The 24792-nt window shown below is 47.6% G+C and carries 24 protein-coding genes, 1 tRNA gene and 1 pseudogene (1 of these 26 cut by a window edge); 16 read left to right on the top strand and 10 right to left on the bottom strand.

Features of this window, described 5'->3' with window-relative positions; translation table 11 throughout:
* The 8 genes and pseudogenes from A2048_01300 to A2048_01265 form a co-directional block, all read left to right on the top strand.
* A pseudogene (locus A2048_01300) lies at positions 1-358 on the top strand (hypothetical protein) (it extends 911 nt beyond the left edge of the window).
* Positions 355-939: a hypothetical protein gene (locus tag A2048_01295; GenBank protein ID OGP10427.1), complete on the top strand. Its 585-nt coding sequence runs from the start codon at positions 355-357 to the stop codon at positions 937-939. Before A2048_01300 ends, A2048_01295 begins: the two are co-directional and overlap by 4 nt.
* Positions 940-956: 17 nt before the next feature.
* A complete protein-coding gene (locus tag A2048_01290; protein ID OGP10426.1) occupies positions 957-4088 on the top strand; it encodes a hypothetical protein in 3132 nt (1043 codons plus the stop codon).
* A gap of 14 nt (positions 4089-4102) precedes the next feature.
* Entirely contained in the window at positions 4103-4444 is a 342-nt protein-coding gene (locus tag A2048_01285) for a transcriptional regulator (GenBank protein OGP10425.1), read from the top strand.
* A gap of 116 nt (positions 4445-4560) precedes the next feature.
* On the top strand, positions 4561-4761 hold the full coding sequence (locus A2048_01280) for a hypothetical protein (GenBank protein OGP10424.1): 201 nt from the start codon (positions 4561-4563) through the stop codon (positions 4759-4761).
* A 117-nt stretch (positions 4762-4878) separates the two neighbouring features.
* Positions 4879-5247 carry a hypothetical protein gene (locus A2048_01275; GenBank protein ID OGP10423.1) on the top strand — a complete coding sequence of 123 codons (369 nt, stop codon included), beginning with the start codon at positions 4879-4881 and terminating at the stop codon, positions 5245-5247.
* A complete protein-coding gene (locus A2048_01270; GenBank protein OGP10422.1) occupies positions 5240-7138 on the top strand; it encodes an ATPase in 1899 nt (632 codons plus the stop codon). The genes A2048_01275 and A2048_01270 overlap by 8 nt, the downstream gene beginning before the upstream one ends.
* Complete coding sequence (locus tag A2048_01265) at positions 7128-8312, top strand: hypothetical protein (GenBank protein ID OGP10421.1); 1185 nt, start codon at positions 7128-7130, stop codon at positions 8310-8312. The genes A2048_01270 and A2048_01265 overlap by 11 nt, the downstream gene beginning before the upstream one ends.
* Positions 8313-8320: 8 nt before the next feature.
* Here the strand turns inward: A2048_01265 and A2048_01260 are convergent, their stop codons facing one another.
* From A2048_01260 to A2048_01240, 5 genes are read right to left on the bottom strand one after another with little or no spacing between them, the layout of a single operon-like run.
* Positions 8321-8890 (bottom strand): hypothetical protein, encoded by a 570-nt coding sequence (locus A2048_01260; protein OGP10420.1) that lies wholly within the window; start codon positions 8888-8890, stop codon positions 8321-8323.
* A gap of 9 nt (positions 8891-8899) precedes the next feature.
* The gene (locus A2048_01255; GenBank protein OGP10419.1) at positions 8900-9814 is read right to left on the bottom strand and encodes a hypothetical protein; all 915 of its coding nucleotides are present in this window, start codon (positions 9812-9814) and stop codon (positions 8900-8902) included.
* Positions 9811-10290: a hypothetical protein gene (locus A2048_01250; protein OGP10418.1), complete on the bottom strand. Its 480-nt coding sequence runs from the start codon at positions 10288-10290 to the stop codon at positions 9811-9813. The genes A2048_01255 and A2048_01250 overlap by 4 nt, the downstream gene beginning before the upstream one ends.
* Positions 10291-11355: a hypothetical protein gene (locus tag A2048_01245; GenBank protein OGP10417.1), complete on the bottom strand. Its 1065-nt coding sequence runs from the start codon at positions 11353-11355 to the stop codon at positions 10291-10293.
* Positions 11356-11388: 33 nt separating this feature from the next.
* Positions 11389-12039: a hypothetical protein gene (locus tag A2048_01240; GenBank protein ID OGP10416.1), complete on the bottom strand. Its 651-nt coding sequence runs from the start codon at positions 12037-12039 to the stop codon at positions 11389-11391.
* A gap of 89 nt (positions 12040-12128) precedes the next feature.
* Between A2048_01240 and A2048_01235 the strand changes: the two genes are divergently transcribed.
* From A2048_01235 to A2048_01205, 7 genes are all read left to right on the top strand, one after another.
* Positions 12129-12362: a hypothetical protein gene (locus tag A2048_01235; protein ID OGP10415.1), complete on the top strand. Its 234-nt coding sequence runs from the start codon at positions 12129-12131 to the stop codon at positions 12360-12362.
* Positions 12363-12481: 119 nt separating this feature from the next.
* Positions 12482-13411, top strand: a complete 930-nt coding sequence (locus A2048_01230) for a hypothetical protein (protein ID OGP10414.1) — start codon at positions 12482-12484, stop codon at positions 13409-13411.
* Positions 13350-14171 carry a hypothetical protein gene (locus A2048_01225; protein ID OGP10413.1) on the top strand — a complete coding sequence of 274 codons (822 nt, stop codon included), beginning with the start codon at positions 13350-13352 and terminating at the stop codon, positions 14169-14171. The genes A2048_01230 and A2048_01225 overlap by 62 nt, the downstream gene beginning before the upstream one ends.
* Before the next feature lie 10 nt (positions 14172-14181).
* Complete coding sequence (locus tag A2048_01220) at positions 14182-14502, top strand: hypothetical protein (protein ID OGP10412.1); 321 nt, start codon at positions 14182-14184, stop codon at positions 14500-14502.
* The gene (locus A2048_01215; protein OGP10411.1) at positions 14499-15347 is read left to right on the top strand and encodes a hypothetical protein; all 849 of its coding nucleotides are present in this window, start codon (positions 14499-14501) and stop codon (positions 15345-15347) included. The genes A2048_01220 and A2048_01215 overlap by 4 nt, the downstream gene beginning before the upstream one ends.
* Positions 15289-16098: a hypothetical protein gene (locus tag A2048_01210; GenBank protein ID OGP10410.1), complete on the top strand. Its 810-nt coding sequence runs from the start codon at positions 15289-15291 to the stop codon at positions 16096-16098. Before A2048_01215 ends, A2048_01210 begins: the two co-directional genes overlap by 59 nt.
* Positions 16091-16285, top strand: a complete 195-nt coding sequence (locus A2048_01205; GenBank protein ID OGP10409.1) for a hypothetical protein — start codon at positions 16091-16093, stop codon at positions 16283-16285. Before A2048_01210 ends, A2048_01205 begins: the two co-directional genes overlap by 8 nt.
* Before the next feature lie 883 nt (positions 16286-17168).
* Here A2048_01205 and A2048_01200 read toward each other — a convergent pair.
* Positions 17169-17480: a hypothetical protein gene (locus tag A2048_01200; GenBank protein ID OGP10408.1), complete on the bottom strand. Its 312-nt coding sequence runs from the start codon at positions 17478-17480 to the stop codon at positions 17169-17171.
* A gap of 306 nt (positions 17481-17786) precedes the next feature.
* Positions 17787-17863 (bottom strand) — tRNA-Arg (locus A2048_01195).
* A 351-nt stretch (positions 17864-18214) separates the two neighbouring features.
* Here A2048_01195 and A2048_01190 point away from each other — a divergent pair.
* Positions 18215-19810: a phosphoenolpyruvate carboxykinase (ATP) gene (locus tag A2048_01190; GenBank protein ID OGP10407.1), complete on the top strand. Its 1596-nt coding sequence runs from the start codon at positions 18215-18217 to the stop codon at positions 19808-19810.
* 51 nt (positions 19811-19861) lie between these two features.
* On the opposite strand, the gene A2048_01185 is transcribed toward A2048_01190, so the two are convergent.
* The 3 genes from A2048_01185 to A2048_01175 all read right to left on the bottom strand — a co-directional run bounded on the left by A2048_01185 (position 19862) and on the right by A2048_01175 (position 24773).
* Positions 19862-23014, bottom strand: a complete 3153-nt coding sequence (locus A2048_01185) for a hypothetical protein (protein ID OGP10406.1) — start codon at positions 23012-23014, stop codon at positions 19862-19864.
* 81 nt (positions 23015-23095) lie between these two features.
* Entirely contained in the window at positions 23096-23824 is a 729-nt protein-coding gene (locus A2048_01180) for a hypothetical protein (protein ID OGP10405.1), read from the bottom strand.
* 103 nt (positions 23825-23927) lie between these two features.
* The gene (locus A2048_01175; protein ID OGP10404.1) at positions 23928-24773 is read right to left on the bottom strand and encodes a hypothetical protein; all 846 of its coding nucleotides are present in this window, start codon (positions 24771-24773) and stop codon (positions 23928-23930) included.
* Positions 24774-24792 lie beyond the last annotated feature (19 nt).

Here is a 24792-nt window from a genome sequence, read left to right as displayed (position 1 = left end):
CATCCTAAACTGGAATCGCGGGGAGAAGGCATTCGCCAAAGCAGATCAACTGCGCGCCCAAACTAACCTGGACCTGATCGTCAAGAAAACTACATCTGAGAGAGCCTTACAGCTCAAGCGCTACCAGGCCTCTCTCAAGGCTTTGCGTTCAACCCAACAGGTCAGTGGGTTGGCGGCTGAACATCAAAATATTGAGGACTTTTTTGAAAAAGGTCTCGTGACGAGCACCTTGGTGATTGAGACGCACCGACAGCTCTATGACATCACCCGCACCCGTAATGAACAAGAGCTAACGGGAGTGGACGCCCTCTGGCGGCTCTACATCCTCGACGGAACATTCATGGAGGGCAAGATATGATTATTCGAATTTTAACTTTCTTATGTGTTGTTTTAACGATCCAAGGTTTCGCTGTGGCTGAAGATCATCACGAACATGACGAAAAGTCGGAGCATGAACAAAAAGCGGGTAAAGAACATCAGGATGAACACCAAGACAAAGAGCATGAGGGCGAACATAAGGACAAAGAACATCAGCATGGCGATCATGGGGAGAAGGGATCCAAAGAAGAAGAACATGGTGACGATGAAGAAGAATCTACAGGCGGTGTTGGCCCCAACAACGCGGTCACCGCCGCTGATGAACATGAAGGAATCAAGCTATCACCAAAGGCAACGGAATTTATCGGACTCAAAACAGAAGCCTATGACGGGCAGATGATTCCAAAAGCCGCCTTGGTCTTTTATCAAGACAAGGTTGGTATCTACCGGTTACGGGATGGCTGGTTCAAGCTGGTGCCGGTCGCTTTCAGTTTATCTGAGTCATCTATCCCACAATCAGCCGACCTTCGTCCCGGGGACCAGATTGTGGTCCAGGGAACAGGTTTATTGCGAGTGGCGGAGCTGGACGCCTTCTCGGGAGAAGTTGGCCATAGCCATTAAAAAGGATTGAAACCATCATGATCAATAAAATTATCCATTTTTCCGTCTATCGAAGAAATATCGTGTTCTTTTTGGCCGCTGTGCTCGCCATCGCCGGCTGGGTCACCTTTGAAAACCTACCGATCGACGCTGTGCCGGATATCACCAACGTCCAGGTTCAGATCAATACCACGATTGAGGGCCTGGCTCCCGAGGAGATCGAACGAAACATCACGGTACCTGTCGAAACTACGATGAACGGCATTGCGGGAGTTACCCAAGTACGTTCGATCACTCGCTTCGGACTGTCGCAGGTCACGGTCGTCTTCGAAGACGACATGGATATCTATCGGGCAAGGCAGCTGATTTCGGAGCGATTGCAATCGATCAGTGGAGAACTGCCAGCGGGCGCGCAACCCAAACTGGGGCCCATTTCCACAGGTTTGGGAGAAATTTTTTATTACTCGGTAGAAGCCACCGATATCAAACAGGGCCCGGAACGCCTGGCCCAACTCATGGAGCTCAAGGCGATTCAGGATTGGTACGTGAAGCCCAGGCTTCTGACAGTCAAGGGCGTTGCCGAAGTCAACGCCATCGGAGGGTTTGAAAAGCAGTACCATATCCAGCCTATCCCAGAGCGGATGTCATTTTATGGTCTCCATTTCGACGATATCGAAGAAGCGATTGAAAACAGTCACAAAAACGTCGGGGGCGGTTACATCCAGCAAACCGGCGAGCAATTCGTCGTTCAGGCTGTGGGGCTCTTGCAGAATATCGACGATATCAAGGCAGTCACCGTTAAATCTCTTGAGAATTTCAAGACCGTCACGATCGGGGATATCGCTGACGTGGGACTTGCCACGGAATTACGCACCGGGGCCGCCCTGGTCAATGGCCGGGAGACAGTCGTCGGTATCGCGTTCATGCTCATGGGGGAAAACAGCCGGACCGTTTCTCAAAGAGTCGCCGAGAAACTGGAGGAGATCAAGAAGGGACTGCCGGAAGGAGTCATGATTCAAACCCTCTATGACCGTTCGGAGCTGGTCAATGCCACTTTGGGGACCGTTGAACACAATCTCCTCACGGGGGCCGCTTTAGTCGTGGTGGTCTTGTTGCTTTTAGTCGGTAACATCCGGGCCGCGCTGATCACGGCTGTGATGATCCCACTCTCCTTGCTTTTCACGTTCATTGTCATGAAGTGGTATGGCATTTCAGGGAACCTCATGAGCCTGGGAGCCTTGGATTTCGGTATCATTGTGGATGGCACAGTCATCGTGCTGGATAACTGCGTGCGGATCGTCCACGAGAAAACGCAACACCTCAAACGGGCTCTTTCAAAGGAGGAACTGAAAGCGACCATTGTCGATGCCACCATAGAGATTCGGAAGGCGGCCGGTTTTGGCGGGCTCATTATTATGGTTGTCTTCATCCCGATTTTTGCGCTGACCGGGATTGAGGGGAAGATGTTTATCCCAATGGCTGCGGCATTTGTTGCTGCACTTCTGGGTGCTTTGGTTTTTTCGTTTACCCTGGCTCCGGCACTGGCAAGCCTATTTCTCTCGGCGAAAACAGAAGATAAGGAACCCTGGCTGATGAGGAAAATCACCCGGTTCTATGTACCTATTTTAAATAAAAGTCTTGGAGCCAAAAGGATTGTTGTCGGCATCGCCGGTCTTGCCATCTTGATAGGGGGTATCCTGTTTTCCCTGCTGGGCGGTGAATTTCTTCCCCAGCTCAATGAAGGTTCCACAGCACTTCACATGATTCGTCCAGTCAACGTTAGCATTGATCAATCCGTCAAGATTCAGGAAATGTCCGAAAATCTCATTAAAACATTTCCCCAGGTGGACATTGTTTTCTCGCGTTTAGGCACAGCAGAAATCGCAACCGATCCTATGGGGGTCAATGTCTCGGATACCTACATCATGTTCAAGCCTTTTGATGAGTGGCCCCGTGAAAAGGGAAAAATGACCAAGGACGAACTGGTTCAAGAAATCGGTAAAGCGCTCGGATCGACAATACCCGGACAGCGCCTGGTCTTCAGCCAGCCCATCCAGATGCGCTTTAACGAACTCTTGGAGGGAACGCGCGCCGATGTCTCGGTTAAAGTCTTCGGGGATGATATGGATGAGTTGGCGCGCCTCACCCAGGAAATTCAGGAAGTCGTCAAAGGGGTCCGCGGGGCGGGTGACGTGGAAACCGAGATCAAAGGCACTTCCCCCATGCTCCGCATTCTTCCTCGTAAGGACGTCCTTCATCAATACGGTGTGACTAGCGAGGAAATCCTCCAAGTCGTTGGCAGTTCACTGGGAGGTGAGGAATTGGGGCATCTATATGAGGGAGTTAAAAAGTTTCCGATCGTCTTGCGGTTGAATGAAAAAAATCGCTCTGACCTGGAACAGATCCGAAAACTTCCGGTTGCCGTTGCTGCCAATCTCACCGTGCCTCTTTCGGAGCTCGCTGAGATCAAATTTGCGGAAGGTTATAGCTCCGTCTCCCGTGAAAATTCCAAACGCCGGGCCGCCGTTCTGATCAACCCGCGTGGACGGGACACCGAAAGTTTTGTGAATGAAGCCCAACAAGCGGTTGAAGCAAAGGTAAAAATGCCCTCCGGTTATTTTGTCGAATGGGGTGGCAATTTTAAGAATCTTCAACAAGCTCGGTCCCGCTTGATGATTCTGACTCCCTTGGCGTTGATTCTTGTTTTCTTGATGATCTATACGGCCTTCAAAAACGTCAAGGAAACCGTGTTGATCTTTTTGTGCGTGCCTTTGGCCTTGGTTGGCGGTGTTCTTGGTCTGATTCTTAACGGCTTGCCATTCAGCATCTCCGCCGGTTTAGGATTTATCGCTTTATCAGGCATCGCGGTTCTTAACGGCGTGGTACTCATCAGTTACTTTCATCAGCTTCAAAATGAAGGTCTTTACGGAACAGAGATGGTCAAAAAAGGATCTTTAATCCGTCTGAGGCCGGTGCTGATGACCGCTTTAGTGGATATTTTCGGCTTTCTTCCCATGATGCTTTCAGCGGGGATTGGCGCGGAAGTTCAGAAACCGCTGGCCTCCGTGGTCATCGGAGGGATCATATCGTCCACCTTATTGACCCTGGTGGTTTTGCCGACTATCTACAGTTGGTTTGTGCAGCAGAAGGAAAAAGATGTTGAACTCTAAAATGGAGGATCAAAATGAAAGAAATTAAAGCAATCATACAACCCTTTATGCTTTCCAAAGTCATCGATGCGCTCAAAGAAATCCCTCACATGCCCGGAGTAACCGCTTCAGAAATCAAGGGTTTTGGCCGGGGCCGAGCCGAGGGGATCGAAAACAGCGTGACCGAATGGGGTGTATTATTCGTTCCCAAGGTCAAGCTTGAAACCGTCGTTACCGACGATATGGCCGATCAGGTCGTTGAGACGATTCAAAAAAATGCCCACACAGGAAATATCGGGGATGGGAAGATCTTCGTTTACGAGGTCCAAAAAGTTGTCAAGATCCGAACCGGAGAGTCAGGGAAAGAGGCGATTTAGCGATGTCGACCATTCAGTTCTCGTTGGCGAAGCACAAGCAGCGGTTATGGGTAGTCTTCAGTCTTACGGCGATCTACATGACATAAATGGAAACTTTTTTAATAGGGAGGTGCCTTATGTGGGTAGAAGCTATGCAAAACATCATGTCAAATGGATCGCGTCTTAAAAAGAGAATCCTCGGAAGTATTCTGAATGCAAAAACCCCAATCCTAAAAGCCTTGGGTATTCCCTCCAAACAGCAGTTGGCTGGCTATGAGAGGAGAGTTCAGCAACTGGCACGTCGAATCAATTCCCTGGGAAGGCGTTTGAGAAGATGATCCTAAAAATTTTCTGGGACCAGCAGGCGATCAAGGTGGAGGACCTCAAGAAATATGTGCAGGGATTGAGGCTCAAGCCCAATCCATTAAGTAGATCATCGACGAATTGATGAGAAAATGAAGAGAAGCCCCCAATATTTTTTGGCTCTTCGCGTTTTCTTCGCGGGATCTGTCCTGATCGCTTTGGTGTTCATCGGATATGAGTGTCGCCGGATTATTAGACCCGAATCGACAATTTCTTCGGCCCTGAACGAGAGCCATCAGACCATCCAGAAATTTTTTGATGCTTGGCCCAAAGATCAGTCACTCCCTGAAGATAAGGAAAATAGACTCGCACATGACGAGGAGAGACATGAAGAAGAGTTAGAACTGGAACAAATGAAAGGCTTACAATCCTTGAAGAAAGCATTCATTTTTCTGGTCGTTGGAATCGTTGGGTTTTTATTACTTGGAAAAATCATGAAAAAAGAAAAAGCGAATGAATGAAATAGATAAAAAAGAAGGCTTTGAAGGAAAATGGTATCTCCATTCTCCCATGCGTTACGTGTTGATGGCGGGTTTGCTCACGGGAATCGCCTTTGGTCTGGCCCATCTTCAGATTATTCCTTTGATGGCCGAAAGTATCTTCTACGGCATCGCCATTTTGTTGGGAGGCTATCACTGGATTTGGGAAGGCATCGAGAAGGTTATCAAAGAAAAAGAAATTGGAATAGAGATCCTGATGATGGCGGCCACCATTGGATCCGTGATTCTAGGGATGTGGGATGAGGCGGCTCTTTTAGTTTTTCTTTACGGTGCCGCCGAAGGAATCGAGGAATACACCTACGCCCGAACCAGGCATTCCATTCGCAATCTCTTGGATCTCGCTCCCAAACAAGCCCTCCTGCTTCAGAATGGGGAGGAAATCTTGATTCCGGCAGAACAATTGAAAGTGGGTGATCTTTTCTTGGTTAAACCAGGAGAAACCATTGCGACTGACGGAATCATCGTTAAAGGAGCTTCAAGCATTAACGAGGCTCCTGTTACGGGCGAGTCGATGCCCATTGAAAAAAAAGAAGGGATGAAAGTCTTTGCCGCAACTTCCAATCAAGAAGGAGCATTGCAAATTCGCGTTACTGCCACTTTCGAAGATAATACTCTCTCTAAAATCATTCATCTCGTTGAGGAAGCCCAGGAACAAAAAGGCAAGGCCCAGCTTTTCATCGAGAAATTCGGGAAAAGATATTCCCCGCTCGTCCTGTTGAGTTCCCTTCTTTTGCTGGTCATTCCTTATTTTCTGGGGTGGAATTTTTCCGAATGGGCTGTAAGGGCCGTCGTCCTTTTAGTGGCCGCAGCCCCTTGTGCTCTTATCATGTCAACACCGGTTGCCATCGCCGCCGGAATCGGAAAGGCGGGCAAAAGCGGAATTCTGATCAAAGGTGGGGCTCATTTAGAGAGTCTTGGGAAGTTGAAGGTTGTTGCGTTTGATAAAACGGGCACGTTGACCCAAGGGACGCCCGTGGTGACGGATGTATTGCCTCTAAAAGGAGACGAAAAAGAACTCTTAACACTGGCATTAAGTCTTGAAAGATTTTCTCAGCATCCTTTGGCTCAAGCCATCGTTTCCAAGGCTCAATCCATGAAACTTGAAGCCAGAGAGGCAAGCGATTTTGAGTCCCTTACAGGATCGGGAGTTCGCGCTAAGATAGGAAATCAATTTTTATACGTCGGAAAGCCGGAGTTTTTCAGTGATCGATCTTACAATTTCCAGAACATGATCGATATTGAAAGATTGAGGGATCAGGGGAAAACCGTCATTTTGGTGGGCGATGAATCGGATATTTACGGTCTCATTGGGATACGGGATGAGATTCGGTCCCATGCCAAGGAAGTGATTGTAGAACTTCACCGGATGGGGATCAAAACGGCCATGCTCACGGGAGATAATGAAAGAACGGCCCAAGTCATTGCCACCGAACTAGGCTTAGACGATGTGAGAGCGGGCTTAAAGCCGGAAGACAAAACCGCAGCCATCTCGGAGTTAGAACGTCAATATGGCCCAGTGGCCATGATCGGAGATGGTGTCAATGATGCTCCCGCATTGGCCAGAGCGAGCGTGGGTATTGCTATGGGAACAGCGGGCACCGATGCTGCTATTGAAGCGGCGGATGTAGCATTGATGGCCGATGACCTCAGAAAGGCCGTTGAAGCGATTCAACTCGGGAAGCGAGCCAGGAGGATCGGTCTTCAAAACATCATTTTTTCTCTGGCCATATTGGTCATTCTGATTCCCGCCGCACTGGCCGGAGTCATGGGCATCACCATTGCCGTTTTTACACATGAATTCTCGGAGATCTTGGCGGTCCTCAACGGGCTTCGGATGCGAAATGTTAAATAGTAAATCCACGAAGAAGATTATTCCTGCCATTTTATCTCTCTCACTCCTGGGGTTGATTGTCTCCGTCCTCATAATCCGAATCCACTATCAGATCAGCCTCAATCCAGGAGAAAAGAGCTTTTGTTACTTTTCTGATATGTTCGATTGTGATGCTATCTTGGCAAGCCCCTACGCCAAGCTCGGCCCTTTTTTCAACGCCGAACTGGCTTTTGGCTACTACCTCATTCTCATCTGGGGGTTGGTCGAGTCTTGGGGGAAAAAGAAACCTTTGCCCGCCCTCTCTTATGTCTTCACCTGGACCATCTTCGCCGCTATTTACAGCGTAACTCTCAATCTTCTTTCCACCGTGAAATTAGGCGTCATTTGCCCTCTAGGACTGATCACCACTATTATTAACCTGATAGTTTTGGTCCTCTTGCCATTAGAGATGAAGGTCCCGCTTCCGCAATTGCCTAATACAATAAAAAAGAAGCTCTTTTTGGCCCCCAAATCGCTTTTATTTTACGGCGTCGGTACCCTCATAATCTTTGGTATGGGACTCTTGTTTGCCCGCAAACTTAATCCGCAGGCTCGCTATTCTTTTGGGATCTCACCAGAGGCTTATTTGAAGAGCTTTTACGCGCTGCCTCAAAAAGAGATCCCACTTCCGGAAAGACCAATTCGGGGAAGCCCCGATGCTTCCGTAACAATCCTCGTATTCTCCGATTTTCGATCTACTGCCTGTCGACGCGCTGAGAGCACTCTGAAGCCCGTCTTAGAACAATATAGAGATCGAATCCGGCAGATTTACCTAAACTATCCGCTTAACTCCTCCTGCAATCCGATGGTGCGCCAGACGAAATATCCGATGGCTTGCATCGACTCCAAGGCGGCTCTTTGCGCTTATCAGCAAGGGAAATTCTGGGAGTACCATGATTGGGTATTTCAAAATCGGTCCATAGACTACGAATCCTTAGCAGATGCATTGGAGATGGAACGGTCTTCTTTTGAAAATTGTGTTATTTCAGAAAAAACTGCCAAACTCCTAAAAGAGGATATCGCGGCCGCAACCCAGTTCAAAGTGGACAGAATTCCTACTCTATACATTAATGGCCGCCAATTTCGGGATTGGTCGAATGCAGAGAGGCTACGGTTGGTTTTGGAGTCTGAGCTGTCTCAAACGGCTTTGCATTGAGCTCTCCCTTACGATGATTCACCCTTTACCCTTAGTCGTTCAGGCAATAACTGATCAATCTCGTTTTCGGTAAATGTCATTTCTTGATTCTGATTTAAACCAGCATGGGCGGCCTTGTAGGCAGATGAGGAGGTATCCGGAGCATGTTCATAAATTAGGCATACCTCGCCCTGAAGTTGCTCAAGTTTCTCCCTTAATATCGTCACGTCAGAACTCGGTCCTAAAATTTTTTCGATCAGGAGCAAATACCGTTCTCTGAGAGCGAGGAGTTTCTTCGCCGCATGCCGATGCTCGGCTTCGTCTTTTTCATGGTTAAAATTCAACTGATAAACGACGAAGGCAGTACTCAATGCGGCGAAGATTCCTGAAGCTATTATTGCCCATCTCTCAGAGGTCACCCCTCCCAAAAAAGCAAAGAGTGTCGTCAGACAAGAGAGAATAACCGTCGTCCATTTTGTGCATCGAACACGATCATGCAGCAACTCACGGTCCTTTTCGTGGGTTTTGTGCGTGTAACAAACCCGCCCGTAAAATTCACGAGCGAGGGCCAAAATATTTTGAAGTTCTTGGCTAGCCATTTTTCCCTTTCATCCCAACATCGCCCTTAAAAGGCCTTCAATTGCAGAAAATTGCGTCCCAAAAATCTTCTGCCATTCCTCCCCGGCATGATCCCCTTGATCGTAATACTCATATTCACAAGCCTTGAGAGCCCGCGAGTAGGCCGATTCACAGCGAGAGTACCAAGCGTCCCCCAATGGGATAATTTCCCCGGTCCCAGGAACAGTAGCGGGTGCGTTCTTAAAATTCAGAAGCCACCCAAAAAAATCACGAATCATCCAATCATACCAGAAAAGGGATTGATGCTTATGCGGCCACTGACGAACAAAACTCCAAGCGGCAATTTCAAGCACGAAGGTTTTTATTTCTACGTTGCAGGTCTTCTTCCAGACCTTGAGCATTTTAATTAAATGAGTCGCTTTTCCGGAGGTAAGAGAGTCTGTATTTCGTATCTCAAAGATTTCTGAATTTGGATCTGTGATTTTCCAACGTCCGCCCGCATTGCTATCACAGATGACGTATTTTCCATCGTCCCTTAAAAATGAGGGCACGACTTCTACCGCATAGTCAGAGAAGGGTGCCTTTATAATCTGACCATCTGCGCTCAAATCGGTTTTTGGAAAGGTATTAATCAAGACCGATTTTACTTCTTGAAGGAATTGAGACTGGACGTTGCCCGTCCTTTGATTGATCCGTGTGAATTCAGAGCTAGGTAAAACAAATAAGATATCAATATCAGATGGCGGCCTGATCGCTGTACCTTTAGCGTGAGAGCCTACAATACGAATGGTTTTCTGATCAATAAAAGGGTGACCATAATAGTGCTTGTGAAGGCAGCTCCAAACATTGGCAACCTTCTCCAGAGCATCCTTTTTCTGTTTTTCGGTCAGTTCCAGATTGTCTAAAAAATTTTGGAAATGTGGGATAACAAATCGCCAGCTCATTTTTTTACCTGTTCCTTTTGATATTGATCCGTCAACCTCGGCATCCGATCATGTCCTGTTAAAGCTTTGAACTCCGGCGTCGCAGCCTCAGTGATCATGTAGACCCGTTCCATGCCGTCTTTTTGGATGAGGACCGCCTTGATGTCCTTATCCAGATCAAACCACACTTTCTTTTCGCAACCGCGCTGGGCCGGGATGAGCACCACCTTGGGTTTGAGCCTCTCCCATTTCTTAGCCAGCAATGATTCAAGCCGCGCCCAGCCGGTCTTCGGAAGAGGCACCTTATCATCTCGGTTGCCCCAATCAAGGATACGAATCGTGTTCCCTTGGCGTATAGGCAGCAGGGGCCGCTTATCCCAATAGGCGAATACGATCTCGCCGTTCCGTTCAAATTTCTTGATCTCGTCTTCAGAAAGGAACTTGATCAATTCCTCTCTGAGGGCAGGATCATACTGAATCGAAACGGCACCACACATTTAATCTCCCTTGAGCAATTTTTGCTTTTGTTCAATTAACTCTCGTTCATGCTCCAATTCTTCAATCCACTCCTGCTCAGTTGGGAGGTACAATTTATATTTGGATGCGAAGATCTGCTTACTATCCTGAAGCACTGAATATTTTGCTACGGCCTCATTTTTCTTGGAGCAAAGAATCAATCCGATCGTCGGGTTGTCTTGCTCCCCGCGGCAATGCTGTTCGAACATGCGCACATAGCTGTCCATTTGGCCGATATCCTGGTGAGTGAGCTTTCCGATTTTTAAATCGATGAGGACAAAACACTTGAGGATGTAATTGTAGAAAACCAAATCAACATAGAAATTTTCATCTTCAAATCGCATGCGCTTTTGCCTGGCCACGAAGGAAAAACCTTTGCCAAGCTCCAGTAAAAAATTTTGCAAGTTATCGATGATGGCTTTCTCCAATTCCGCTTCACGAAGGCCGGGGTAATCTTTCAGATTAAGGAATTCCAACACGTAGGGATCACGAATGAATTGTTCGGGCTCTACTTGTGCTAATTTTCCTGATGCTTCTTTGCGGACCGATTTTTTGTTTTTGCTGGCCAGAAGACGCTCGTAGTAAAGAGCATTAATCTGGCGCTCCAATTGACGTGTAGACCAATGCCCCTCGGCGGCTTCATTCATGTACCATGCACGCGCCTGTTTATTTTCTACCCGAAGCAACAAACGATAATGTGTCCAGCTCAATTCTGAACGCAGTGCGTTCAGAATCGGGAATCCTTCGTAGAAGGAGCGCATGTACCACAGGTTGCGTTCATCAAATCCTTGGCCGAACTCTTGAGTTAAGCGCTTGGCAAGTGATCCGATGAGAAAGGAGCCGTAATCCGCCCGTTTTTTTCCATGCTGTTCTTCTTCGAGAATTAACCGGCCTACGTTCCAATAAGCCTCAACCATAATGAGATTGACGGCCCTGTATGCCTTGCCCCTTGCGTCGTGAATTACACCCCGCACTTGGGAGTAAAATCCCTGTCGGAGTATCTGGGCATCTTTTTTAACAGTTAAAGTTGTATTCTTTTTTCTCATATTCTCAAAAATGAACGCACTGCGTTCAGTATCCTATTTCGGCTTAATCAAACACACCTTATGGATAAATCTGAATCCATCCGGAACCAAAATCAGCGGCTCATAGGCCGGATTTATGGATTGCAAAATCAACATCCCGTCTGACTTGCGCAGTTTTTTGATCATGACCTCGTCGCTTCTAAGCGCCACGACGACAAGATCCCCATTTTCATAACAGTGATTTGGGCACACATAAACGATCCAGCCTTTCTCCAACATCGGCGACATCGAATCGCCTTCCACCATCAGCGCGTAGGCGTTGGGATCCTTCACATCGATCGGTCGATGAACTTTCCGAAACCCTTCTCCCACCGGGAATCCCTGGTCATCGTAGAATCCGCCACGACCAGCCCTAGTGAGACCAATAACAGGAATATCTCGCGGGATATAATTGGGAGCATCAAAAGCCTCCCTCGGTCTCGCGGGAGTTTCTTTGGGATAAAGGATGTCCTCGGGATTTACACCGAGTGCTTCGGCAAGTTTCTGGATCGTCTCGAAGCGTGGGTTACGGGAATCATCTCGTTCGATCCGTCCGATATGTCCCGATGTCAGTCCACACTTCTCCGAAAGCTCATCAATCGTTAAGCCCTTTGATTCTCTGACTTTTCTCAGCCGTTCACCGATAGTATCTAACATATATGTCATGTCTACAATAACCTGATAATAAAGCAAGTGAATTTATATGTAACTTTTTGTTTGACAGCTCATCAGCAAGACGGCATATATGTAACCTAATGAAGAATCAAAAACTCGCCGAACAAATTAAGAAGATCCGAAATGAAAAGGGAATCACCCAGGAGATGCTGGCCCGCATGGCTGGCCTTTCTGCGGGGCACGTAATTCGCCTGGAAAGCCGGCGCAAGACCAATCCGACAATAGAAACCCTGAAAAAAATCTCCAAAGCACTGGGGGTTTCCTTCGAGTCGTTCATCGGGCTCGATCAGAAAGGTGGACCGGATGCAGCCTAAGCTCAGACCCGTCGGGATCTATTATTCCCCGAGGTCGAACCTCTGGAAGAAACGAGTGACCTGGTTCCTCTTGGGATCCACGGCCGTCATACTTTTTCAAACACTCAAAGCGTGGTTTTATGCCCATTACTGAAAAACAAAGAGAGCAGAGAAAAAATTATCTTGGCGGCAGCGATGCACCAGCTGTTGTTGGCGTTGATCCTTGGAAAACAGCTGCCGACGTTTATCTGTCCAAAGTCCAGAATCTTTCAGAGCCAAACCTCGGTGAGGCGGCTCAAATCGGAAACCTCTGTGAAGATGCCGTCCTTAAATGGTTTCGCAAAGAGACCGGATTCAAAATCACGCGCAATCAGTTCCGTGTCCATGAGAACGGTTTCATGGCCGCTCATCTCGATGCTGTCATCCATCATGAGCACGCTATTGTAGAAGCCAAGACAGCCGGCATCATCACTCCTTTTGATCGGGATCAATGGGGAGAAATCGGAACGGATCAAATTCCTGAAAAGTATATCGTTCAGTGCCAGCACCAGATGGCGGTGATGGGAGCCGAAATCAAAATCGTGTGGGTGCCCGTCCTTCTGGGCGGTGTCGGTTTCCGAATGTATCGGGTTGAGAGAAACGATGATCTCATTCAATCGCTCCAACACCTCGAAGAGCAATTCTGGAAGGAACACGTTCAGAAAAATATCCCGCCTCCGGATTCTTTGCCCAGCCTCGAAATTATAAAGAGGCTGCAAAGGATCCCTAAGAAAATCGTCCCGATTGAAGATTCCCTTATTCAGGGATGGCTCGATGCAAAGGCCACGGCGAGCGCCGCAAGCAAGCTCAAAGATGAGAGCGAGCGTAAAATCCTTGCCGCTTTGGAGGATGCGGAAGCGGCCGAGTGTGGTTTCGGAACACTCACTTATTTTGAGCAGCATAGATCAGCCTACACAGTGAAGGAACAAACCTTTCGCGTCCCGCGATTCAAAAAGAATGGAGACTCACATGGAGAAAACACAAGAAACGACAGAAGTCTTACCGCCAGCGCTCAGCATTCCGATTGTTGACCGATCGGATGTCGACATCCAGATCGCTACGGCACACCGTTACCCCAGGAGTATCAGCCGTTTCAAGCAGGCGGCCCTTGCAATGGCCACATCGGATGAAGATACGGCCGCATCTTGTTTCTACAAACTCTCGCGCGGAGGCAAAGAGATCGAAGGTCCGGGTGTGAGACTTGCCGAGATCGTCGGATCCGCCTGGAATAATCTCAGGTACGGATCACGTATTGTCGGCGAGGACGACAAATGGGTCACCGCCCAAGGCATGGCCCACGACCTGGAAACCAACGTCGCCATGACCATCGAGGTTCGCCGACGGATCACCGATAAGTACGGCAAGAAATATTCTGACGATATGGTTGCGGTCACTGCCAATGCCGCCTGCGCGATCGCTCTTCGGAATGCCATCTTCAAAGTCATCCCCAAAACTTTTATCGATTCCATTTATGAGGCCGCCAAAAATGTCGCTATCGGAGATGCGACAACTCTGGCTAGTCGTCGGCAAAAAGCTCTCGAGTATTTTCAAAAGATGAGTGTCTCGCTCGATCGCATCCTAGCGGTTCTAGGGAAGGCTGGCCTCGAAGATATTGATCTCAAGGATCTTGAAACGCTCACGGGTTTGAAAACTGCCATCAAGGACGGCGACACCACTATCGAAGCCGCTTTCCCCGCTGTGAACTCAACTCCTCAGACAAATAACAACGCTTCAAAAACAGAAAACTTGGCTGAAAATCTCAAGAAAAAGGCTGCAGCAAACGCTGCATGATAATTTGAAAATGACTGATCTGGAATCCACAATTTTAAGTCTCTTGCGAGGAAAGGAAATCTCCTCTCTCTCGCTGACACGGGATGCCCTCGTTTCCGTGACGGGTTATCCAGACAGAGCCAATCGGGACGCCATTGCATCTCTTCAGGCTCAAGGATTTCCGATTGTCTCTCTCAGCAAGGGTTATTGGTTGGGAACGCAGGAAGAAGTCGAAGCGTACAAGCGTCGCGAGTGGAAGCGTCTCCGTACGCTTGCAGAAAAACTCAAAGATCTCATGCCCCAGGTGAACGAGGCTTTGAAGCAGCTCGATCTGGGTTTTTTAAAGGAATGAACGTGGCAAGACTACCGTGGATGAAACTCTATTCGGATATCATCTATGACCACAAGATCCGCCGTCTCACGGTGGAGGAACGGTGGTTCTGGATTGTTCTGCTCTGCCTCGCTTCCGAAAGTGACGCGCGTCACGCGCACCCCGGTCGGGTCTGCGTGACGGAATCGATTCCGTTCGACAACGATGACTTTGTCACCCTCTGTGGATACTCGACACTCGATCAATGTTCCGACGGAACTGACCCAAAGGAGATGATCACAAGCGCTCTGGAAAAGTTTGAGAAGCTTCAAATGATCGAAAGGCAAGATGGGATCGTCATCATCAAAAACTTTGAAAAACGACAGGATAGCTATTTGAGCGATGCCGAACGCGCATCACGTTATCGTCAGAAGAAGGCAAGTGACTCTCACGTGACGAACGTCACGCAGCCATCCAAGAAAGTCACGCTAGAGAGAGATAGAGAGGGAGATAAAGATACAAATACATCTCCTACGGAGATGGCGGCACAGCCGCCATCCTCTCGAAAGACCCATCCCCGGTTGGATGTCTTTCGGGAAGAATACAAAAACTCCACCGGGCACGACTATGTCGTCGGTAATTTCAGAGAACACGGCGGTGCCGCCAAACGCACCGTGAGCCAAATCCCTGATGATTCCGTGTACCGTCAGGCCGTCCGAGCGTACCTCGCCGCCCACGACAAGCGCATTGTCGAAGCCAGTTTCCCATACCTGTGGTTTATCCGCGACCTGAACCGTTGGATCGGCGTCGCACAAGAGCGAGGAACGCATGGAACAGACAATTACGCCAGCTTTGCCGGAAAAGATTATTCCGAAGGGACCTGGTAGCTCTCCCACTTGCGAAAAGCATGGAGTGGAGAAACAGGCCGTCAATTTTGGCTGGTATGACTCCACGCCATCATGGCGATGGTTTTGCTTGAAATGCGGAGAAGATCAGCGAGAACGGGATCGTCGGGAAGAAACAAAAAAAGAGAATCTCAGGCGTCAGGAGAGGATCAACAAGAATCTCGAAAACGCCATGATCGCCCCGCGCTTTCAGTCAAAAACCTTCGAGAACTTTCAGGCAGAAACCGACAAGCAGGCTTATGCGATGCAACAGTCCCGGGAGCTTCTCGATCATTTCGGTGAATCCCCGGGAATGATCTTCACCGGCAAGCCCGGTACTGGAAAGAATCATCTCGCCTCTGCCATTACGAAAGAGGTTGTCACAACCAAAGGTAAAACGGCCCTCATCACAACGGCCATGAAGATCGTCCGGGCAATCAAGGCCTCGTGGTCCGGAGGAAACGAATCCGAAGCCATTCGGCGATTTATTGAGCCGGATCTTCTGGTGATTGACGAACTGGGGGTTCAATTCGGTTCGGACACTGAGCGGCTCTACCTCACCGAAATCATCAACGACCGCTACGAGTGGTTAAAACCAACACTCATCCTAACAAACCTCACCATGCCGGAATTGGCAAAAGTCCTAGGAGAACGGGTCATCGACCGTTTCCGGGAAGGTGGTCAGGTGTTGGTCTTTGATTGGAAATCATATCGAGGAAAAAATTTTAAAACGTGCGGAGGCTTAAATGCATGACAATTTACTGAAAGAAGGAACCCAGAAACCTAAGAAGGATGATAAAATTCGAACGTACCAAAACGGCGAAATCGTTTTGAATTCCGAGGAGTTTGAGGCCCTAGTGGACGTTTTTAGAACCCTTTTGGAGTGGTCAAACGACCTGGAGAGAGCTAAGAACAAGGCACCCGAACTACCTGCGAGCTAAGGCTAATTTTATGGACGCTGTTATCATCAATCGAGTTTCTGACCGAAGGCAGAAAGAAGGCTATTCTCTGGATGCCCAGCAAAGGCACGGGACAGAATACGCCCGAAGCAAGGGATACAATGTTTTGCATCAATTCACGTTTCAGGAAACGGCGAGCAAGCAGTCTCAGAGAAAAAAGTTCAACGAGGTTTTGAAATTCGTCGATGATTATCCCGATGAGAAAACGCTTGCCCTCGTGGTTGAAAAATCCGATCGCTTGGGACGTAATCATCGAGACAAAGAAATTATTCAGGAGCTGTATCAAGAGGGCAAGATTGAAGTCCACCTCTACAAGGAAGGACGTGTTTTCAGTCGAACCTCCAATGCCACGGATATCTTCATCGACGACATCATGACCTCGGTAGGGAAATATGCCTCCATGAATATTGCCAGAGAAGCAATCAAGGGGATGCGGGAGAAGTCAGAGCAAGGATGGTATCCGGTCAAAGCGCCTCTTGGCTATTTGAACCACAAACCCACTGGAGAAAGACACAGCATCATTGTTCCGGATTCCAATACGCGCCACATCGTGGTGAGTATTTTTGAAATGCGGGATCAAGGGATGAGCTACGAAGCGGTCCGTCTCAAAATTTTGGAATCGCCTTCTTTACCAACGAAACTCAAAGGTCGCTTCAGACATAAAAGCTCAATCGAACAGTTGCTCAAACTTCCCTTCTATGGCGGGAAGTTTTGTTGGAAGGGTGAATGGTATGAGGGAAAACACGAATTGATTGTTCCTCAAAACCTTTTTCGACGTGTGCAGAAAACATTCAGGGAGCCCGGCCGCAGAAAAAATCAGAAAATGGGATTGTTCACGGGATGGATTAAATGCGAGTGTGGTTGCTCAGTCACATATGACCCGAAAACCAAGCACGTCAAATCTACAGGTGAAACCAAGCAATACGATTACTATCGCTGCAGCAACGCCAAGCAAAGCCACTTGAAGCTGATCTATGTTGCCGAGGACAAAATGCTCAACGATCTTGGTAATGCCGTGGACAAGATTACGATCACTGACGATTTGGCAAAGGACATCGCCAATGCGCTTGATGTCGTTCATCACAGGGTTGGAGAGGCGCGTAAAAGGGATATTGTAAGCTACATGGCAGGTCTTAAAGCTCTCGAAAATGCAGAAGACCGAATTTACGACGACCATCGCAATGAATTACTTGATGTGGAAGGTTACAAGCGCCAGATTCAACGCATTCGGGAAGAGAGAGAACGGTTTACTCTCCTCATGGCACAAGCACAAAGGGACATTGATGGCGCTTATCTCACTACTGCGAAAAAAGTTTTAGAACTGGCTACAAGCGCGAAAACATTATGGATGTCTCGTACTGCAGAGGAGAAGCGAGACTTCCTAGAAAAGATACTTTCGAACCGAGTTTTTGACGCACCAAGTGTGCGATATGAAATGAAAAAGCCATTCCGGATTCTCTCCGAAATGGCCTCTTCGTCCAATTGGTGCGCCCGGCAGGACTCGAACCTGCTACCCTCGCCTTAGAAGGGCGATGCTCTATCCAAATGAGCTACGGGCGCCTATTAAATTTTTTTGGTTGCCCTCCGCTATCGCTATGGTTTGCGCCTCTCGGCTTGGAACCACTTCATCGCCCACCTGGAGTACCAGGTACCCGGGCTTAGTCGCGGGCGCTTATTAAGTTTTTGGTATGAAAATTATTCCCTGTAACTATCAGTCCCATTGTTTATAGAACCCATCTTTAATTTTCCAGTAATTTTAATGGGAGCATGTAAAGAAACGAGTTGGAAAAGGTCTAAAAAACCACTTTTCAAGCGATTTTGGCCATGCTAGCTGATTTTAAAAGGGCCCCTTTTAAATGTAAAAGGGGTTGGTTATTTTAAATTCAAATTATTTCATAAGGAGTTTTCATCATGTCTACAGACCAAGCTAAAAAGTTCTCTCTTGAAGATAATGGGATCAAAGGGACCCGGAAGATTTACTGGGATTTAAGCGCCCCCAGGCTTTATGAAGAAGCTGTGTGCCGTAACGAAGGCTTTATTGCTGCTGATGGCCCTTTCATTGTTCATACCGGAAAATACACCGGACGTTCCCCCAACGACAAATTCATCGTTAAAGAACCCTCCTCCAAAGTGTGGTGGGGGAAGGTCAATAAATCCATCGAGCCTGCCCAATTTGATGCCCTTTATGCCAAGGTTTTACAGTATCTGCAGGGGAAAGATGTTTTTGTTCAAGACTGCTATGCCGGTTGTGACCCCCAGTTTCGTGTGCCCATCCGTGTCATCACTGAATTTGCCTGGCACAGTCTTTTTGCACAAAACATGTTTGTGCCTATAAAAGACAAAGACCAACTCAAAAATCACAAGCCGGAATATATTCTCATCAATGTTCCCAATTTTAAGGCCGATCCAGCCGTTGATGGCACCAATTCCGAGGCTTTTATCCTTCCCAATTTTGGCAAAAAAATCATTTTGATTGGGGGAACCAATTATGCGGGTGAAACCAAAAAATCCATTTTCACTCTTTTGAATTATTTGCTTCCCCAAAAAGGGGTGATGTCCATGCATTGCTCGGCCAATATTGGCCCTCGTGGCGATGCCGCCGTGTTCTTTGGTTTGTCCGGCACAGGGAAAACAACCTTGTCAGCCGACCCCGAACGTAATCTGATCGGAGATGACGAGCATGGATGGAGCGACAATGGGGTGTTTAATTTTGAAGGCGGTTGTTATGCCAAGGTGATCAAATTATCAAAATCCGCTGAACCCGAAATTTATGCGACCACGCAGCGTTTTGGCACCGTGCTCGAAAACGTTGTCTTTGACCAAGCCACACGCAAGATTGATCTTGATAGTGAGGCCCTCACTGAAAATACACGGGCTTCTTATCCCATCGGTTTCATTCCGAACACGGTTGAAAGTGGAACCGGCGGGCACCCTAAAAATGTGATCATGCTCACCTGTGATGCCTTTGGCGTACTTCCCCCTGTAGCTCGCCTGACTTCAGCGCAAGCCATGTATCATTTTCTTTCAGGATACACGGCCAAAGTGGCCGGGACAGAACGCGGCATTAAAGAACCCCAGGCCACCTTTAGCCCCTGTTTTGGAGGCCCTTTCATGGCGCTTCATCCGGGAGTCTATGCAAAATTATTGGGTGAAAAAATTGCCAAGCACAAAGTCAATTGCTGGTTGGTCAATACAGGTTGGAGCGGCGGCCCTTATGGCGTCGGCAAACGCGTGTCCATCGCCGATTCCCGCGCCATCATTAAGGCAGCCTTAAGTGGGCAGCTTATGGAAGTTTCCTTCCAGAAAGATCCCTTCTTCGGGTTGGAAGTGCCTAGCCAATGTCCGGGCATTTCTTCTCCCACTATTTTAAATCCAAAAAACACATGGGCTGACAAAGCGGCCTATGATGCCAAAGCCAAGCATTTGGCCCAGTTGTTCCACGATAATTTCAAGCAATACGCTGATGGAGTGGCAGAAGAAATCCGTAAAGCGGGACCGGTTGTTTGATTTGTTAAGGCGGTGGCATCAAGTTCAGGAAATTTTTACCACGATTATTTGTTAAAATGGAATCTCTTCCACCCTGATTCCAAGAGCCCTGTTTGCGGGAGTGACCTCGAGGCTGGCTTGAACTTCGGCGCCATGGCTATCGGTGACGACAAGGGTTACCTCCATGGGGCCTTCACCGCCATCTTCATAGAAGGTGTGGATGATTTGGGCCTCTTGGACGTTATCAACGATGACTCCATCACTGAAAATCCATTGGTAGGTAAGGGGATCGGGGGGAGTGACATCATAATTGGGATCCCAGGAAGGCAATTGGTTGGGGTCGGTCACATCGGCATAGAACTGGATGGGCTGCCCGGGTTCGAGATTATTCCCCACAAAACGCAAGTGTGAGATTTGAGGAGGAGCGTTTGCAAAAACCAACTCCGTTTCCATATCATAGGGAACTACGGGCACGTTTTCAGTTTGTATCCGTATACTTTTTTCTCCCACAAAAATGCCGTAGCCATAGGTGTGAGTCACTTCTACTCCACGAGAATAGGTTTCATAAGGAATGAGTTCCGTCAGAACTTCCTGGCCATTGCCGCCAAATCTAATGACGAATTGGAGAGGTATGCGGAGGCGGTTTTCTGCGCTGAAGACAATGTTGAAAGCTTCTCCTTGGCGCACCGTGGGCGGGACTGAAGCCTCAAGGATTTCCGTGTGGTTGTCGAAATCCGAAATGCTGATGAAATAGGGGATTTCAAAAGACCGGGTGCGATTTCCATCTTGAACGCGGATCCTAAAAGGGTTGTCCCCTAGCTCTGAAAATCGGTGCCGGATGGTGCCTAAGTCGTAATCATAACGTTGATTGGCGTGATCTTTATTTCTCCTTTGCTCCAAGATTGTCCCATCGGGAAATATCCAAGAAACGATGATCTCCCCATCTTCCCCGATCTCTGAGTTGAGAATCACCCGCTCATAGGGATCATACATCTGGGCTTGCAATTCATAAACATATCCTGGCCCCTCACCCTCCAATTGGGAGGACTGAAGTTCGATAATGGGTTGTAAACTCACTTCGGGAAAATCCCCCACCGGCTCATCAAATTCAAACGCCGCCAAGGCCCCAAAGATGGATCTTGGCCCAGCCCATTGTCTCTGGCAGACCACCCTTCCACCCGAAACATGGAGGCTGGACTGATTGCAATGGAGCATACCTTTCATCCGGTCAAGGTGTGAATCATAAATCAGGGGATGGGGGGTGAAAGAGCCGTCACGATTAATTTTGATAAGAACCCGGTCGTAAGTCGGGAACTCATAGTTCCCTTCGTCAGGGGGCCAACTATATTGGCGCCCATTCACGATCATTTCAAAGACATGCCAATCATCATCATATAAAAAAGGCCGGGATGTCGTGTGTGTCGTGGGAATTTCAAAGACTTGTCTGAAATAGATATGATTCTCATTGTTAATGCTCATTTCAAATAAGCGCGAAATGAAGCCCCGTGGGTAATTGGGAATGCCGTCGATCCATAAATAAGTTCTGTTCCTGCCTTCTGCATGGACGATCTCCATTTTTTTTGAGTTTTGAATCTGTTCCCGGATAAATTGCGGGTAAGGGATGAGATTGTTTTCCGATACAATGGGCTGGTTTGAAAAATCACCGGAATGAATCCAATACCCCTCTTGCGTTAAAAAGCTGATCCTTCCATCGATGAAACTCGTAAAGCCTTCATCATCAAATAACGATCCCGTGGCGATGTCCTGCCAGGTTGGTTCTGCAGCATTGACGCGAAGGCGACGGAAAAAACTTCCGCCATCTCCTGCTGACTTTTGATGGAAGAGGAACCAATCCCCATCATAATCGGCAACGTTGCGGTACCAATAGTTTTTAGATGTTTCTGCCCAAATTCCCGTGTAATCGGAGGCGAAGAGTGTTGTTGGGTCACTGGTTGTTCGGATTGCTTCGGCTCCGTAATTGAAATCTTGGGGAAGGGGAAGGCTCACTTGTCTCCAAGGCTGGAGACCCTCTTGAGGGATGTGGATAATCAAGGATTCCCTAGAGGTTAAGGCAAAGGCGCCCTGGCTTAGCGGATGAAAGCGTTTTTGCGAAGCATTCTCTTCTTCCACACTCACGTTTTCTCCAGATACATACAGGTCATGGGGAGCGTCGATTTGAAAAGTGAAGGGCGCTACCAGATTGCTTTCGGGGTCATTAAGAAGGATCCGGGCAAACCATTGAGCCATTTGACAGGTGGACTCGTTACCAGAATGTTTAAGAATTCCTCCCAAAGGATTTGATATGACCTTGCTAAGAGCTTCTGCAAACTGTTCGTTGAGTCGGTCGCGATAATACTCAGTAACGATGGCAATGCAGTCCTCGGGTCTATCCGGGTTGATCCAACAAAGATAATCTTTTCCCAGCAAGTAGTGGTTTGTATTGATATCGACAGTAAGATCGACAATTTCAGGGTCGTCCCCCCTGGCTAGCGCTTCTTGCCTCCATTCTTCCCTTTCCCGAATTCCCTCCTGATATTCAGGAAGATCCATGGGCGTGTCATGCGATATGTAGTGGCTCAATTCATGGGCCCAAGCATGGAGGGTTTTGTCCACATAAGCATAATGCCCGTCATAATAACCCGCGATTCCCCGTGTGGCCCGGATGTCTTCAATCACCCATCCATCGAAATTGCAGAGAATATTGGGGTTTATCAGGCGCAATGAATCTTCAGCGCTTGTTAAAAAAGAGGTGATTCTTTGTTGTTCCTCGGGTGTTGTGTAGCCTTCCTGGAATTCGATTTGTGGTGGGCCCACGGGGCATGTGAAATCTGCTTGAGAAGGGAGAGATACCCAAACTTTTTCTATCCCCTTGATTCTTGGGGTATGACGCTTTCTTGCAAGTTCAAGAAGTTTGTTTTTGATTTGGGTATACCAAACCGGACGATATCTTGGTTTGTGTGGTTTGTCGGGTTTGGGAGTGAAGGTTTTTCCTGGTTTTGGAACTTTTCCTCTTCTTTCTGGTTTTGAAATATATTTTTGTTCCTTGGATGGAGTGATTTTGTTTGCCCTGTCAGGTTTTTTGTGTCGTGCAGAATCTTTTCGTGAATCCGAAATGGTTTTTCTTTCTTGAGGATGAGGGTGATGAGTTTGCGATGAAGCAAGGAAAGGAAAAACGAGAAACAAGATTAAAAAGCTATGAAGGATTAAAGTTTTATTTTGACGCATGGCATTATTTCTGAATGTCCCTCATGTCCCCTTACAGGGGATTTATCGGTTTTAATCCTGCCAAAGTTGTTTTTTATTTTTTTACAAATATTTCAAGTCGCAAAAATCAAGGCACTTGTTGGTGTCTGGGTCGCAGACCTGATGGGTGGGCGGGTTTTCAACCTCACATTCAGAAAAATCCAGATTGTTGTCACAAACATCCCCCTGACCATCATGATCAGAATCTTTTTGATCGGCGTTTGAAACGAAGGGGCAGTTGTCAGACTTGTCCTCAAGACCATCGCCGTCATCATCGGCATCAAAGAAGTCAACAGTTCCATCTTTGTCAATATCGGTTTGTTTGGCCGGCTGGTTTTCAGGGATAAGATCGACACCACCACCTAGGAATTGCATGATCAAGGCTTGGGGCCCCCCCTGATTTTCGCGGGCAACTTCACCCAAATTGATGCTAATGCCTTCATCTCCCACAAAGAAGGAATAGGTTTGGGGCATGTTCTGGTCATTTTGAACACGTAAAGGAGATTCACTTCCATCCTTAAATTTAAAGACAAGCGTATAAACCTTGTTTGCGGGGACATCCAAGCTGAAGTTGCAGTTATCATCGGGGCTAAAAGCCAAAAGATCCACTTCATCCCAGACAAAGATGGTTTCGACTTCACAATCATTGCCAGCAACATGGCCGATGACAAGGGCGTTCCCGATTTCAGAGCCGCCAAAATTGGCCCTTGATTTGCTGCCGCCTCCTCCACCGCACGAGGCAAGGATGAACAGGAAGAAAAACACATTGAGTATATTTAAAATTGTTTTCATAAAAGGTACCTTCGACCTGGCTTAAGTATGTCCTTTTTGTAAGGGCAATTCATGAATTGCCCTTACATGGAGATGAGCCTTGGTCAAACCATCAAATTTTTCCCTACGTCACTGGAAGAAGTTGGATATTCATCAAATATACTTCTTCGGTGGGGGCTTCATTGGCCACCAGTTTTAATATTTCTTTCCTAAACTCGCGGATTTTTTCCTTGAGTTTGGAAACCTCACTTTTTTGAATTCCCAAAACAAGTGTACTGATATCCCTTTTTTCAAGATCAATTTTAGACATCACTTCCCGGGTAATCAGCAAGAGGTTGCGATGATATTCATGAATGAGAAGCGATTGGACATCCGAGCCCGTTGTTGTGAGTGGAAAGGTTTGTTTCCACTTGTTCTTGCCGATTTTGGCAATAAAGCCCAAACGCTCCAGAATGTGAAGTGAGTTTTCAACATCGGCCACACTGATGTTGGGTTTGATGCGTTTGGCAATCCAGGCAGGGGTTCCATCAAAATCCTTGGCGATGACTAATTCCCGCACAATGGGATGGTACCATGCCGAATAAAAACTGTATTTTGACTCTTTGACGGGTTTGAGAAGATTGTATTTTTGGGAAAGAAGAAGTTTTTGATAATGGAAATTTTTCTCCTCGCTGTTTTCAGCCCTGGAATAGTTGACCAGGTTTTTAAAATAATCGGCCTCCTGAAAATTAAGCTTTAGGGCGCCAATGCATTTAGTCACACTTTCATCGGCCAGATTTCGTTCCCCATCGATAACCCGTTGAAGCATGCCGGGGGAACGAAAACCAGCCAGCCTTGAAAAGCTGCGGTAAGAAAAATGGGGCCTTTTCTTTTTAATCAAATCAAACCAATCTTTTAGAAAGAGTCGATAATCCAAATATTGGAAGATATTAATGGTATCACCTAAATTCACGTTAAGTATTTTCGGCATAAACCCCCTAAAAGTTGCC

This window comes from Deltaproteobacteria bacterium GWA2_45_12, from assembly GCA_001797365.1.
In the GTDB taxonomy this organism is placed as follows: Bacteria; UBA10199; UBA10199; order UBA10199; family UBA10199; genus UBA10199.
Note: the sequence above shows the minus strand (reverse complement) of the source record. Positions and strands in the feature narration are given on the sequence as shown.